Origin of the sequence: Sinomonas atrocyanea (assembly GCF_030812675.1) — a bacterium.
GTDB lineage: Bacteria > Actinomycetota > Actinomycetes > Actinomycetales > Micrococcaceae > Sinomonas > Sinomonas atrocyanea_B.
On the sequence record NZ_JAUSTE010000005.1, the window covers coordinates 96835 to 110348 of the forward strand.

17 protein-coding genes are annotated in these 13514 nt (G+C 73.3%); 2 read left to right on the forward strand and 15 right to left on the reverse strand.

Translation table 11 applies throughout. From position 1 onward, the window contains the following. Positions 1–449: 449 nt before the first annotated feature. From trpA to hisI, 7 genes are all read right to left on the reverse strand, one after another. Positions 450–1256 carry a tryptophan synthase subunit alpha gene (trpA, locus tag J2W20_RS09170; protein ID WP_307006224.1) on the reverse strand — a complete coding sequence of 269 codons (807 nt, stop codon included), beginning with the start codon at positions 1254–1256 and terminating at the stop codon, positions 450–452. Next, positions 1253–2668, reverse strand: coding sequence for a tryptophan synthase subunit beta (gene trpB, locus J2W20_RS09175; protein ID WP_307006377.1), 1416 nt, complete (start codon positions 2666–2668; stop codon positions 1253–1255). Before trpB ends, trpA begins: the two co-directional genes overlap by 4 nt. A gap of 82 nt (positions 2669–2750) precedes the next feature. Further along, entirely contained in the window at positions 2751–3593 is an 843-nt protein-coding gene (gene trpC, locus J2W20_RS09180) for an indole-3-glycerol phosphate synthase TrpC (RefSeq protein WP_307006225.1), read from the reverse strand. Then, positions 3593–3856 carry an HGxxPAAW family protein gene (locus tag J2W20_RS09185; protein WP_307006226.1) on the reverse strand — a complete coding sequence of 88 codons (264 nt, stop codon included), beginning with the start codon at positions 3854–3856 and terminating at the stop codon, positions 3593–3595. The genes trpC and J2W20_RS09185 overlap by 1 nt, the downstream gene beginning before the upstream one ends. Positions 3857–3926: 70 nt before the next feature. After that, positions 3927–4556 (reverse strand): Trp biosynthesis-associated membrane protein, encoded by a 630-nt coding sequence (locus J2W20_RS09190; RefSeq protein WP_307006227.1) that lies wholly within the window; start codon positions 4554–4556, stop codon positions 3927–3929. Beyond that, the gene (locus J2W20_RS09195) at positions 4549–6123 is read right to left on the reverse strand and encodes an anthranilate synthase component I (protein WP_307006228.1); all 1575 of its coding nucleotides are present in this window, start codon (positions 6121–6123) and stop codon (positions 4549–4551) included. The genes J2W20_RS09190 and J2W20_RS09195 overlap by 8 nt, the downstream gene beginning before the upstream one ends. Positions 6124–6211: 88 nt before the next feature. Further along, positions 6212–6604 (reverse strand): phosphoribosyl-AMP cyclohydrolase, encoded by a 393-nt coding sequence (gene hisI / locus J2W20_RS09200; protein WP_307006229.1) that lies wholly within the window; start codon positions 6602–6604, stop codon positions 6212–6214. 101 nt (positions 6605–6705) lie between these two features. Between hisI and J2W20_RS09205 the strand changes: the two genes are divergently transcribed. Beyond that, positions 6706–7350, forward strand: a complete 645-nt coding sequence (locus J2W20_RS09205) for a TIGR03085 family metal-binding protein (RefSeq protein WP_307006230.1) — start codon at positions 6706–6708, stop codon at positions 7348–7350. A 46-nt stretch (positions 7351–7396) separates the two neighbouring features. Further along, entirely contained in the window at positions 7397–7858 is a 462-nt protein-coding gene (locus J2W20_RS09210; protein WP_307006231.1) for a hypothetical protein, read from the forward strand. Here the strand turns inward: J2W20_RS09210 and hisF are convergent. From hisF to ribD, 8 genes are all read right to left on the reverse strand, one after another. Then, complete coding sequence (gene hisF, locus J2W20_RS09215) at positions 7855–8628, reverse strand: imidazole glycerol phosphate synthase subunit HisF (protein WP_307006232.1); 774 nt, start codon at positions 8626–8628, stop codon at positions 7855–7857. The two genes, J2W20_RS09210 and hisF, sit on opposite strands and share 4 nt — an antisense overlap. A 13-nt stretch (positions 8629–8641) precedes the next feature. Further along, positions 8642–9487 carry an ATP phosphoribosyltransferase gene (gene hisG / locus J2W20_RS09220; RefSeq protein ID WP_307006234.1) on the reverse strand — a complete coding sequence of 282 codons (846 nt, stop codon included), beginning with the start codon at positions 9485–9487 and terminating at the stop codon, positions 8642–8644. Positions 9488–9567: 80 nt separating this feature from the next. After that, entirely contained in the window at positions 9568–9831 is a 264-nt protein-coding gene (locus tag J2W20_RS09225) for a phosphoribosyl-ATP diphosphatase (protein ID WP_307006235.1), read from the reverse strand. 99 nt (positions 9832–9930) lie between these two features. Beyond that, on the reverse strand, positions 9931–10404 hold the full coding sequence (gene ribH, locus J2W20_RS09230; RefSeq protein WP_307006237.1) for a 6,7-dimethyl-8-ribityllumazine synthase: 474 nt from the start codon (positions 10402–10404) through the stop codon (positions 9931–9933). A 76-nt stretch (positions 10405–10480) separates the two neighbouring features. Continuing rightward, positions 10481–11167, reverse strand: a complete 687-nt coding sequence (gene ribA, locus J2W20_RS09235) for a GTP cyclohydrolase II (RefSeq protein ID WP_307006239.1) — start codon at positions 11165–11167, stop codon at positions 10481–10483. After that, the gene (gene ribB / locus J2W20_RS09240; RefSeq protein ID WP_307006240.1) at positions 11164–11817 is read right to left on the reverse strand and encodes a 3,4-dihydroxy-2-butanone-4-phosphate synthase; all 654 of its coding nucleotides are present in this window, start codon (positions 11815–11817) and stop codon (positions 11164–11166) included. Before ribB ends, ribA begins: the two co-directional genes overlap by 4 nt. After that, the gene (locus J2W20_RS09245) at positions 11814–12467 is read right to left on the reverse strand and encodes a riboflavin synthase (RefSeq protein ID WP_307006243.1); all 654 of its coding nucleotides are present in this window, start codon (positions 12465–12467) and stop codon (positions 11814–11816) included. Before J2W20_RS09245 ends, ribB begins: the two co-directional genes overlap by 4 nt. Further along, complete coding sequence (gene ribD / locus J2W20_RS09250) at positions 12467–13504, reverse strand: bifunctional diaminohydroxyphosphoribosylaminopyrimidine deaminase/5-amino-6-(5-phosphoribosylamino)uracil reductase RibD (protein WP_307006378.1); 1038 nt, start codon at positions 13502–13504, stop codon at positions 12467–12469. The genes J2W20_RS09245 and ribD overlap by 1 nt, the downstream gene beginning before the upstream one ends. Between the last annotated feature and the right edge of the window lie 10 nt (positions 13505–13514).

A 13514-nucleotide genomic window follows, 5' to 3' on the forward strand; every position in this document is an offset into this window, starting at 1 on the left:
TGGCCCCGCAATGCTGGCCGCGGTGAGGGCACAGCAAGGCGCTGATTACTGGAATTGTATGGCCGGCCCGTACGGGGCGAAACGGCCCGCCGGCAGCACGGCAATACGCTGGCGTCCTCCCTGCGCTGTGCGGGAGGACCGGTTGGCCCACGTCGTTGTGGGGGGACGAGCCGCCCGGGCGGTGGCCCGGTATGGAGCGGCCGCGGCTCCCCCTGCCAGTCGGCCGGTCGGCTGCCGCAGGACTCGCGGGCGGCCTCAGGTGCGGGCCGCCGAGCGTTGGAGCCGTCTCGACTAGCCGCAAGACTACCACGCTGCCGCATGTCGAGACGGAAGTGTCCGGATGCCGGACTGAAGATGACGTGCGGTCGTCTCAGTGGGTGGAGGGGCCGCCGCTCTCCCGGGGAAACCGGCGCGGCCAGGCCCCTCATGGGGCGGCCGCGCCGGCCCGCTCAGGCCTGGGCGGCGGTGCGCGCGAGGCCGGCGCTCAGCTCGGCCGCGAGGGTGCCCACCGCGTCCGGGCCGCCGTCCCGCAGCGCGGCCACGAGCGCGGTGCCGACGATCACGCCGTCGGCGTAGGCGCCGATCTCGCGGACCTGCTCGGCGTTCGAGACGCCGAGCCCGACGCACACGCGGGGCGCACCGGCCGCCCGGGCCGCGTCGACGACAGCTCTCGCCGCGGAGTCGACGGCGGTGCGGGCGCCCGTGACCCCCATGAGGGAGACGGCGTAGGTGAATCCGCGGGTCGCCGCGACGGTCTTGGCCATGCGCTCGGGGCTCGTGGACGGCGCGACGAGGAAGACGCGGTCGAGGCCGTACTGGTCGGAGGCCTCGAACCACTCCTGGGCCTCGTCAGGGACCAGGTCGGGCGTGATGAGGCCCGATCCCCCGGCCTCCGCGAGCCGTCGGGCGAAGTCGGCGACGCCCATCCGCATGACCGGGTTCCAGTAGGTCATCACGAGCACGGCGGTCCCCAGGTCCGCGGTGGCCTCCGTGACGGCCTTGACGACCTCGAACACGCTGGCCACATGGAAGCCCTTGGCCAGTGCCTCGGTGGTGGCCGCTTGGATGACGCTGCCGTCCATGACCGGATCGGAGTAGGGGATGCCGATCTCGATGATGTCGGCGCCGTTGCGGGCGAGGGCGATCGCGGCGTCGATGCTCTCCTGCACGCTCGGGTAGCCGGCGGGGAGGTACCCGACGAGGGCGGCGCGGCCCTCCGCCCTGGCCCTGTCGATGACGTCGGCGACCTTGCTCACGCGATGCCCTCCTCGGTGTCGTCCTGATCGTCGGTCTCGCCGACGGCGTCCTCTCCGGCATGTGCAACGGTCCCCTTGGGGCGGCGGGTGGACAGGGTGGTGCCCTTGACCTGCCCGTTCTCGTCGAGCATGCCGAACCACTCGGCCGCCGTCTGCACGTCCTTGTCGCCGCGGCCCGAGAGGTTCACGATCACGATCCGCTCGTGCGGGTCGCCGCCCTCCTCGGCGAGACGCTGGCCGACCTTGATGGCCCCGGCCAGCGCGTGCGAGGACTCGATGGCGGGGATGATCCCCTCCGTGCGGCACAGGAGCCTGAAGGCGTCCATGGCCTCGGCATCGGTGATCGGCTCGTAGGTGACCCGGCCGATGTCGTGCAGGTAGGAGTGCTCGGGGCCGACGCCCGGGTAGTCCAGACCTGCCGAGATCGACTCGGACTCCACCGTCTGGCCGTCCTCGTCCTGCATGAGGTACGTGCGGGCCCCGTGCAGCACGCCCGGGCGGCCGAGCGTGATCGTCGCGGCGTGGTGGCCGGTCTGGACACCGCGGCCGCCGGCCTCGAGGCCGTACAGCCTGACGGACGGGTCGTCGAGGAACCCGTGGAAGATGCCGATCGCGTTCGAGCCCCCGCCCACGCACGCGCACACGGCGTCCGGCAGGCGCCCGGTCTGGGCGAGGATCTGCTCGCGGGCCTCCTCGCCGATCACCTCGTGGAAGAAGCGGACCATCGCGGGGAACGGGTGGGCGCCCGCCGCGGTGCCGAGGAGGTAGTGGGTGGTCTGGACGTTGGCCACCCAGTCGCGCAGGGCGTCGTTGATCGCGTCCTTGAGCGTCTGCGAGCCATTCGTGACCGGCACTACCTCGGCGCCCAGCAGCTGCATCCGGGCCACATTGAGGGCCTGGCGACGGCAGTCCTCGGCGCCCATGTAGACGACGCACTCCATGCCCATCAGCGCCGCCGCCGTGGCGCTGGCGACGCCGTGCTGGCCGGCGCCCGTCTCGGCGATGAGGCGCGTCTTGCCCATGCGCTTGGCCAGGAGCGCCTGCCCGAGGACGTTGTTGATCTTGTGTGAGCCGGTGTGGTTCAGGTCCTCGCGCTTGAGGAAGATCCGGACGCCCCCGGCGTGCTCGGAGAACCGCTTGGCCTCCGTCAGGAGTGACGGGCGGCCGGAGTAGTTGCGGTTCAGGTCGGCGATCTGGGCGAGGAACTCGGGGTCGGCCTTCGCCTTCTCGAACGTGTCGTCCAGCTCGTCGAGGGCGGCGATGAGCGATTCGGGCATCCATCGGCCGCCATAGGATCCGAAGTACGGGCCCGGCGCATGCCGCAGGCTGCCGGAGAGGAACTCCTCCGCCACGGCGGCCTCGGCCCCGGTCCTCGTCGTGTCGTCCCCGCTGCCGGGGCTGCCTGCTGGCATGGTCTCGCCCACCAGTCCTACCTTCCTTCCGGCGCCCGCCGTGGTGGCTGCGCCGTGTCTCCTAGTGCGCTGTCTCCTGCTGCTAGTGCGCTGTCTCCTGCTGCGCCGCGAGTCGTCCGGCGATGGCCGCCGCGCCCGCGCGCTTGAAGTCCCGGATCCGCGCCAGCGGGTCGCCGTGCGTCACGAGCGCCTCGCCCACGAGGACGGCCCCGGCGCCGAGGCCGGCGTAGTAGGCGATGTCCTCGGGGCCCTGCACCCCCGATTCGGCGACCGCGACCGCACCCTCGGGGAGCCGGCCCGCGAGCCGTCCGAAGACGGCCCGGTCGACGTCGAGGGTCTTGAGGTTGCGGACGTTGACGCCGACGATGCGGGCGCCCGCGGCGGCCGCCCGGTCGATCTCCTCGTCGGTGTGGGTCTCGACGAGCGCGTTCATCCCCAAGGCGTGGGTGAGGTCGAGCAGACCCCGCAGCCGCGCGTCGTCGAGCGCCGCGACGATGAGGAGCACGAGGTCGGCCCCGTGGGCCCGCGCCTCGTGGACCTGGTACTCGTCGACGGTGAAGTCCTTGCGGAGCACCGGGATCGTGACGGCGGCGCGGACGGCGTCGAGGTCGGCCAGACTGCCGTTGAAGCGGCGCTGCTCCGTCAGGACGCTGATCACCGAGGCGCCGCCCTGCTCGTACTGGGCCGCCAGGGCCGCGGGGTCGGCGATGGCCGCGAGGGCCCCCTTGGACGGGCTCTTGCGCTTCACCTCGGCGATGACGCGCAGCTCCCCCGCCGGCATCCCGCCGCCGAGCGCCGCCCACGCGTCCAGGGCTGCGGGGCGAGCGGCCGCCGCGGCCTCGACCTCGGCGCCCGGGACCTGCCGGACCCGCTCCGCGAGGTCCTCGCGGACGCCGTCGATGATGTCGTCGAGGACCGTGGGCATCAGTGCTGGTTCTTGAGCTTGCTGCCGCCGACCCCGTAGCCCGCCTTGCGCATGGCCCAGCCGACGATCAGGCCGATCGCGATGACCACGACGCCGCCCCAGAAGACGGGGTTGGACGCAATGACGAAGCCGATGCACGAGACGATCGCGCCGATCATCATGACGAAGACGCACGTCCAGGCCGCGGGGCTGTTGCCGTGCCCGAGGTCCTCGCTCGACGTGACCTCGTTGGCGCCGGCCTGCGAACTGTGCGTGTTGCTCATCTCTTCTCCTCCATTGCGGTACTACGGCCATTCTGCCATCTCCGGCGTCGTGCAGACGCCATGTGGCGGCTCAGTCGGTCGGGTCCTCGCCGCGCGAGAGGCTGTCCCATCCGTCGATGCCGTCGACGGCCCCGGCACGGTCCGCGTCCGTGCCGGCGGCGCCGCGGGCGGCAGAGGCACGGCCGGCGTCGTACCGCGTGCGCAGCGGCCAGCGGCGGGCGGCGACGAGGAGGAGGATCCCGGAGAGGGCCAGCAGCGCCCCGGCGGCGGCGGCGAGGGCCGGGTACGGGGTGAGCGCCACGGAGGCCTGGGACCCGGCCAGGCCGGTGGCCTGGGCGATCGACCCCTCGGCGGCGCCCCGCGGATCCGCCAGGACTGCGGCGCAGGCGGCGGCGACCCCGGCGCCGGCGAGGACGACGACGGCGCTCGCCACCGCGCGGCCGACCCGTCCCGCGACGGCGGCCGCGAGTGTGCCCGCAAGTCCCACGAGGGCGAGCGCCGAGACCGACGTCGCCGCCTTGCTGCCCTGCACGCTCAGGTGCGCCGTACGCACCGCGGAGCCCTGCACCTCGGCGTCGACCCAGACCTGGGTGGTCGCGCCGAAGGCGAGGAGCGCGAAGGCGAGCGCCACGACGACCACGATCGGCTTCCTCGCCCACCGGGGCACGGGCCTGGGCGACCGCACCGACGTCTCAGCCACGGACGGCACCCGCCTCTGCGGCGTGCGCGGCGGCCGCGGTCTGCGCGGGGCGCAGGGCGGAGGCGGTGTGGACGGCCCGCAGCGGGGCCGCGGCCTTATTCACGGATTCCTGCGCCTCGGCGGCGGGGTCGGAGTCGGCGACGATCCCTCCCCCGGACTGCACGTAGGCCCTGCCGGCGCGCAGGAGCGCCGTGCGGATCGCGATCGCCATGTCCAGGTCGCCCGCGAAGTCGAAGTATCCGACCACTCCTCCGTAGACGCCCCGGCGCACCGGCTCGACCTCGTCGAGGAGCCGCAGGGCGCGCGGCTTGGGCGCGCCGGAGAGGGTGCCGGCGGGGAAGGTCGCGGCCAGCACGTCGTACGCGCTGGCGTCGGGCCGGAGCTTGCCGTCCACGGTCGAGACGAGGTGCATGATGTGGCTGAACCGCTCGACCTCCATGAACTCGCTCACCTCGACCGTGCCCGGGCGGCAGACCTTCGAGAGGTCGTTGCGGGCCAGGTCCACGAGCATGAGGTGCTCGGCCCGCTCCTTCTCGTCGGCGAGCAGCTCCTCCGCGAGGGCCTTGTCGGCCTCCACGGTGGCCCCGCGGGGGCGCGATCCTGCGATCGGGTGGGTCACGACCTGCTCCCCCGTGACCGTCACGAGCGCCTCCGGGGAGGAGCCGACGATCGAGTACTCGCGGCCCTCCGCATCCTCGAGGCTGAGCAGGTACATGTACGGGCTCGGGTTCGTGGCGCGGAGCACGCGGTAGACGTCGAGGGGATCGGCATCGCACTCGAGCTCGAAGCGGCGCGAGATGACGACCTGGAAGACTTCGCCGTCGTAGATGGCCTGCTTGCCCCGCTCGATCGCGTCCAGATAGCCCTGTTCGGCCCATTGGTGGACGACCTTGTCCTGGTAGTCGCCGTTCGGGCCGAGGATGCTCAGGGCCGGAGCTGCCGGCTCGGCAAGGGCGGCGAGCATCCGCCGCAGCCTCGCGGTGGCGTCGTGCCACGCCTCGTCGACGCGCTCGTCGCTGTTGTCGAAGTTGATCGCGTTGGCCACGATCGTGAGCGTCCCGTCCACGTTGTCGTGGGCCACGAGGTCGGTGACCAGGTTCATCGCGAGCTCGGGCAGGTCGAGGTCGTCCTCGGGCGGGGAGACGAGCCGCTCCCAGCGGCGCACCGCCTCCCAGCCGACGAAGCCGACCATGCCGGAGGTCAGCGGCGGCAGGCCCTCGAAGCGCTCCGTCTGCAGCGCGGCGACCGTGTCGCGCAGGGCCTCGAGCGGGTTCCCCGTGGTCGGGACGCCGACCGGGGGCCCCCCGATCCAGTGCGCCTGTCCGCCCCGGCTCGTCAGGGTGGCCCGGGACGCGGCGCCGATGAAGGAGTAGCGCGACCAGGAGCCGCCCACCGACGCGGACTCGAGCAGGAACGTCCCCGGCCGGCCCGCGGCGAGCTTGCGGTAGAGGCTGATGGGCGTCTCGGCGTCCGCGAGGACGCGCAGGTGCACGGGGACCACCCTGCGGTGGGCCGCCACGGCGCGGAACTCTTCGAGCGTGGGGCTGATCACTCCGAGGTCGTTCATGGGGTGCGTGCTTCGCTTTCGGGACGTGGGGTCGGTGGGTTCCGGGGCGGGCGGCCAGGCGCCGCGCGCGGCCAGCTGTGGGAGCGGGTCAGGCGGGGCCGACGACCGCGTCGAGCCGGCGGCCGTCGAAGCAGGTCCGGGTGCCGGTGTGGCAGGCCGCGCCGACCTGGTCGACACGGACGAGGAGCGCGTCGCCGTCGCAGTCGAGGTCGACCGACTTCACCCACTGGACGTGCCCGGACGTGTCCCCCTTGCGCCAGTACTCCTGCCGGGACCGGGACCAGAAGGTCACCCTGCCGGAGGTCAGGGTGCGGCGGAGGGCCTCGTCGTCCATCCACCCGACCATGAGCACCTCGTGCGTGTCGTGCTGCTGGATGACGGCGGCGACCAGGCCGGCGTCGTCCCTCTTCAGGCGGGCTGCCACGGCCGCGGGAAGCGCGCTGGCAGGGGCGTCGGCGGGCAGGGGCTTCTCTTCAGACATCCCCCCAAGTCTAGTCGTCCGCGCCGGGGCCCCGCGCCGGGGCGGCGCGCTCGCGAGGGCGGCCGGGCGCATCGCGCCCGCGCGTGCTAGTTTCGCCAGTGATGCACTTCGTAGAACCGTCGCGTGAAGTCCTGGCCGAGACGCTGCTCGCGGCCGGCCCCGACGCGCCCACGCTCTGCGAGGGCTGGAGGACCCGCCACCTCGCGGCCCACCTGTTCCTGCGGGAGCACAGCCCCCGCGTGGCCCTGGGACTGCTGATGACCTCGCGGGCCAGGACCTCCGACCAGGTCACGGACAGGCTCGCGGCCACCCTGTCCTCGGAGGCCCGCTACTCGCAGCTCGTCGAGGACTTCCGGGCCGGTCCCCCGGCACTGTCCCCGCTGCGCCTCGGGCCACTCGACGAGGCCGCCAATCTGGCGGAGTTCTTCGTGCACACCGAGGACGTGCGCCGTGCCGGCGACCGCTGGGCGCCCCGCGCGCTCGACGGCGCGTACGCGGACGCCCTCTGGGACGAGGTGGTGCGGCGGGCCGCCTTCCTCTACCGCGGGGTCGACCTCGGGGTGGTGCTCGTGAGTACCCTCGGCCCGCGGCACGTGGCCAAGCGCGCCCCCGTCTCCGTGGCGATCGTCGGGGATCCGGGCGAGCTGCTCCTGCACGCCTTCGGGCGCCGCGCCCAGGCCCTCGTGACGTTCGAGGGCCAGCCGGACGCGATCGCGCTCCTGGACAGCGCCGACATCGGACACTGAGTCCCCTGCGCGGCGGCGCGCAGCAGTCTGGTGGCAGGATGGAGCCATGACTGACTTCGAGCTCAGCTGGGACACCGTCGCACCGCTCTTCGCCGCGCTCGGCGACGACCGGGCGCTCGCGCCGCACGCCGGCACCGGGCCCGCCGACGCCACCGTGCTGGCCATCGCGACCGGGGACGTGGCCCAGCCGCCGAAGCTGCCCGAGGGCGGCGGGCTCTCGGAGGCGCCGCTCGGCGAGTACGACGCCGTGGAGCTCACCGTCTGGGGCCGCCCGGCCGCGAAGGGCCTGATCGCCTTCGGCGACGGCGTGGCAGCGGTCGGCGGGTTCGAGTTCGCCGCGGACGACGCCGACGGGCGGCTCGGCGCGGCTGTGGTCTCGGCCCTCGCCGAGGAGGCCTTCCTCGAGGGCGCCGAGTGGCTCGTCACCCTGGTCTCCGGGGATCCGGCCGAGGTCCCCGCGTACCTCGCCGAGGGCTGGCGCGAGGCCGCGAAGGTCAGCGCCTCCTAGCGGACCGGGTAGCCGGCCTCGCGGATCGCGGCCTTGACCTGGCCGATCATGTCCGCGGGGCCGAAGTGGAACATCGACGCGGCCAGGACCGCGTCCGCGCCCGCTGCGATCGCCGGGGGGAAGTGCTCGGGGGCGCCGGCCCCGCCGGAGGCGATGATCGGCACCTTGACGGCCGCACGGATGAGGCGGATGAGCTCGAGGTCGAAGCCCTCCTTGGTGCCGTCGGCGTCGATCGAGTTGAGCAGGATCTCCCCCACGCCCCGGTCGGCGGCCTCCTTGGCCCAGGCGACGGCGTCGAGGCCTGTGCCGCGCCGGCCGCCGTGAGTGGTGACCTCGAAGCCGGAGGCGGTGGCGACGCCGCCCTGGACGCGCCGGGCGTCGACGGAGAGCACGAGGACCTGGGAGCCGAAGTGGCGGGTGATCTCGTCGATCACCTCGGGGCGGGCGATCGCCGCGGTGTTGATCGACGCCTTGTCCGCCCCCTCACGGAGGAGGCGGTCGACGTCGGCCACTCCCCGGACGCCGCCCCCGACGGTGAGCGGGATGAAGACTTCCTCGGCGGTGCGCCGCACCACGTCGAACGTCGTCTGGCGGTCGGCGGAGGAGGCCGTGACATCGAGGAACGTGAGCTCGTCGGCGCCGGCGGTGTCGTAGCGGTGGGCGAGCTCGACGGGGTCGCCGGCATCGCGCAGGTTCAGGAAGTTCACGCCCTTGACGACGCGGCCGGCGTCGACGTCGAGGCACGGGATGACGCGGACGGCAACACTCATGGCGGCCCCTCCCCTAGATGCGGCAGGCGTGGATGCTGCTGACCAGGATGGCGCGGGCGCCCAGGTCGTACAGCTCGTCCATGATGCGGTTGGTCTCGCGCTTGGGGACCATCGAGCGCACGGCGACCCACTCGGAGTCGCGCAGCGGCGACACGGTCGGCGACTCGAGGCCCGGCGTGAGTGCGGCGGCCTTCTCGACGAGGTCCTTGCGGATGTCGTAGTCCATGAGCACGTACTGGCGCGCCACGAGCACGCCCTGGAGGCGGCGGATGAGCACGTCGATCGCCGGCAGGGTGTGCCCGGGGCGGCCGATCAGGACCGCCTCCGACTGCAGCAGGGGCTCCCCGAAGACCTCCATCCCGGCGGCCTTGAGCGTGTTGCCGGTCTCCACGACGTCGGCGATCGCGTCGGCGACCCCCAGGCGCACCGAGGACTCGACGGCGCCGTCGAGGCGGACCACGTGGGAGGCGGCGATGCCGCGCTCGCCGAGGTAGCGGCGCACGAGGCCGTCGTAGCTCGTCGCGATGCGCTTGCCCTCGAGGTCCGCGAGGCTCGAGAACGTCCCGACGGGGCCGGCGAACCGGAACGTCGAGGCAGCGAAGCCGAGGGCGAGCAGCTCGTCGGCGTCCACCTCGGCGTCGAGCAGCAGGTCACGGCCGGTGATGCCGACGTCGAGCGTGCCGTGGCCCACGTAGACCGCGATGTCGCGCGGGCGCAGGAAGAAGAACTCGATGTCATTGTCGGGGTCGACCATGACGAGTTCGCGCCCTTCACGGCGCTGGCGGTAGCCGGCCTCGGCGAGCATCGACGAGGCGGCTTCGGACAGTGATCCCTTGTTCGGGACGGCTACACGGAGCATGGGGGGGCTTTCTGGGTGTGGGGCTTCAGGCTGAGGCGGCCGTGCCGCGGTGGCCTGCCGTGGCCGGGCAGGTGCCGCGGCTACAGATGGCGGTAGACGTCCTGCAGCGAGAGGCCCTTGGCCAGCATGAGCACCTGGAGGTGGTACAGCAGCTGGGAGATCTCCTCGGCTGCTTCCTCGTCCGACTCGTACTCGGCGGCCATCCACACCTCGGCGGCCTCTTCGACGATCTTCTTGCCGATGCCGTGCACTCCGGACTCCAGTTCGGCGACGGTGCGCGATCCGGCCGGGCGCTTCTCGGCCTTCTCGCTGAGCTCGGCGAACAGTGTCTCGAAATCCTTCACGGCCTCAAGCCTACTGGAGAGCGGGACGCCACCCGCACCGGCACCGGGTCTGTGACCGCCGTCCTGTGACGGATCCGACAGCCGCGCGCGGGCGGGCGCCTACAGCGCGCGGAGCGTGGCGGCGGTCAGCAGCGCCGCCGTCGTCGCCTCGTGGCCCTTGTCCTCGCTCGAGCCGGGCAGTCCGGCGCGGTCGATGCCCTGCTCCTCGGTATCGCACGTGAGGACGCCGAACCCGACCGGGACGCCGGTGCGGACGCTCACGTCGGTCAGCCCGACCGTGGCCGCCTCGCACACGTACTCGAAGTGCGGGGTGCCCCCGCGGATCACGACGCCGAGGGCCACGACGGCGTCGTGCGTCCCGGCGAGCCGCGCGGCGGCGACCGGGAGCTCGAAGCTGCCGGGCACGCGCACAAGGGTGGGGTCGGCGATGCCGGCCTCGGCCGCGGCGCGCAGCGCGCCGTCGACGAGCCCGTCCATGATCTGGGTGTGCCAGCTGGCAGCGACGACCGCGAGCCGGAGGCCGGCGAGGTCGGGGTTGTCGAGGGACAGTGTGGGGGCGCCGTGGCCGCTCATGCGATGGTCTTCCTTCGTCGGTGGTGCTCCGGTGGCCGGAGCGCTGGATGGGCCCGCGGGGGCGCGGGGTCGGGGGTCAGTCGGGTTCGCCGATGGCCCGGAGGCCGGTGTGCTCGAGGTCGAGCCTGAGGAGGTGGTCCATGCGCTCCTTCTTGGTCCTGAGGTAGCGCAGGTTCTCGGCGCGGGAGGGCACCTCGGTGGGCACCATCTCCACCACGTGCACCCCGGCCTTGGCGAGGCGGTGCCTCTTGTCGGGGTTGTTGCTCAGGAGCCGGATGCTCGTCAGGCCCATCTCGGCCAGGATGAGCGCCGCCGCGGTGTAGGAGCGTGCGTCCACGGGCAGCCCGAGCTGCTCGTTGGCCTCGACCGTGTCGAAGCCGTCCTCCTGCAGCGCGTAGGCCTTGATCTTGTTGGCCAGGCCGATGCCCCGGCCCTCGTGCCCGCGGAGGTAGAGCAGCGTGCCGCCCTGGGCCCTGATGAGGCCGAGGGCGTACGCGAGCTGCTCGCCGCAGTCGCAGCGGTAGGAGCCGAAGACGTCCCCGGTCAGGCACTCCGAGTGGAGGCGCACCAGCGGGGCGGACCCGTCGGCCGGCGGCTCGGGCGAGCTCACGGCGAGGTGCTCGGCGCCCGTCGTCTCGTCCACCCAGGCCTGGGCGATGAACTCGCCGAACGCCGTGGGCAGCTTCACGACCGGTCCGCCGGAGACCGTGGCTTGAGGGGTGCCGTCCTGCTGCGCGGGGCGGTGCGGGGTGTTCGTGGTCATCCGTCTCCTCCTCGACCGCCCCGGAGGGCTGCCACGTGCGCTGCAAGGTCCTCGATCGAGATGAGCGGGCACCCGTGCTCGTCGGCGAAGGCCCGCAGGGCGGGGAGCCGCATCATCTCGCCGTCATCGTGGACCACTTCGGCGATCACCCCCACCGGGGCGAGGCCGGCGAGGCGGCACAGGTCGACGGCCGCCTCGGTGTGGCCCTGACGGACCAGTACACCACCGTCAACTGCACGCAGCGGGAATATATGCCCCGGCCGGGCGAAGTCCCCCGGGTCCGACCCCGGGTCGGCGAGGGCGACGACGGTGCGGGCCCGGTCGGTGGCGCTGATTCCGGTCGAGATGCCGGCCCTCGCGTCGCACGAGACGGTGTACGCAGTGCCCTTGGCGTCCTGGTTGTCCTCGACCATGGGCGGGAGGGCGAGGCGGTCGGCCGTCTCTGCGGACAGCGGGACGCAGATGACGCCGGACGAGTGGCGGATGGTCCAGCCCATGAGCGCCGGGGTGGCGTGCTGGGCCGCGAAGACGATGTCGCCCTCGTTCTCCCGATCCTCGTCGTCGACCACCAGCACGGGCCGGCCGGCGCGGAGCGCGTCGACGGCGGCCTGGACGGGCTCGAGCCTGATGTCCTCGGCGGTGCGGGTCACGGGCGGGCCTCCTCTGCGGTCGCGCGGGGCTGCTCCGCGGCGGTCTGGCCGAAGGACAGGAGGCGCGCGGTGTACTTGGCGAGGACGTCGACCTCGAGGTTCACGGGCGCCCCGACGGCCTTGTCGCCGAGGCCAGTCTCGGCGAGGGTCGCCGGGATGAGCCCGACCTCGAACCAGGGCTCCGGCTCCGCGGGACCGCTCACCGCCGTCACGGTGAGGGAGACGCCGTCGACGGCGATCGAGCCCTTCTCCGCGATGTACCGGGCGAGGTCCGCGGGCACGGCGAACCGGAGCCGGTTCCAGTTCTCGAGCGGCTCGCGCTCGAGGAGCGTGCCGACGCCGTCGACGTGGCCCTGCACGACGTGGCCGTCGAGCCGGCCGCCGGCGGGGACGCAGCGTTCGAGGTTCACCCTGTCCCCGGCGGCGAGGGCCCCGATCGTGGTGCGGGCGAGGGACTCCCCCATCACGTCGACCGCGAAGCGCGTGCCGTCGTTCGTGACGGCCGTGAGGCAGCAGCCGTCGACGGCGATCGAGCCGCCGAGGGGCAGGTCCAGGGCGAGGGTGGGCGCGGTGAGGGTCAGGACGGCGCTGTCGCCCGAGCGTCGGACCTCCTCGACGGTGCCGCGTTCGGCGATGATTCCGGTGAACATCAGTGGGTCTCCTTCTCGGATGCGGTGGCGGTGGCGGCGGGGACGAGGTGCAGCCTGACGTCGGCGCCCAGGCGGCGGACAGCGCCGCCGTTGGACTCGTCCCAGTCCCAGTGCTGGGCGTCGGCGAGGGTGCGGATGCCGAGGTCCGCGACTGCGTTCTTCCCCGAGCCGAGGATGGTCGGTGCCTGGTAGACGATGAGCTCGTCGACGAGGCCGGCGGCGAGGAACGCCGCGATGATCCGCGCGCCGCCCTCGACCATCAGGTGGCGGACGCCGCGGGTGAACAGGCCCGAGAGCGCCTCTGCGGGATCCTGCGTGGGCAGGTGCACGAAGCGGCCGTCGGTGCCGCGGACCGCGGCGTCCTCGGGCACGGCGCTCAGCCCCATGACCGCGCGGAGGGGCTGGTGCGCCAGGAGGGCTCCGTCCTCCGCGCGGGCGGTGAGGCGCGGGTTGTCGACGGCGACGGTCTGGCTCCCGACGAGGATCGCGTCGATCCGCGCGCGGAGGGCGTGGTTGTCCGCGAGGGACTCGTCGCACGTGATCCACTGGCTGGTGCCGTCCTCGGCCGCGATGCGGGAGTCCAGCGTCTGGGCCATGTGGAGCGTCACGAAGGGCCGCCGGGCCGAGACCGCGGCCAGCCACCGGCGGTTGAGCTCCGCTGCCTGGGCTGCCCGCACCCCGGATGCGACGTCGATGCCTGCGGCGCGGAGGGTGGCGGCTCCCCCGCTCGCCACGTCGTGGGGGTCGTCGATCGCGTACACGACGCGGGCGACGCCGGCCGCGATGAGCGCCTGCGTGCACGGCCCGGTGCGGCCCGTGTGGTTGCAGGGCTCGAGGGTGACGTACATCGTCGAGCCTGTCAGGTCGATGCCCCGCTGGGCGGCCTGGGCGATCGCGTCCCCTTCCGCGTGGGCGGTTCCTGCGCCGCGGTGCCAGCCTCTGGCGAGGACCTCGCCGTCGGGCCCGACGGCGACCGCCCCCACGAGCGGGTTCGCCCCGCGCACGCCGCGGGCAGCCAGGGCGAGGGCCTCGTCCATGACGTCCGCA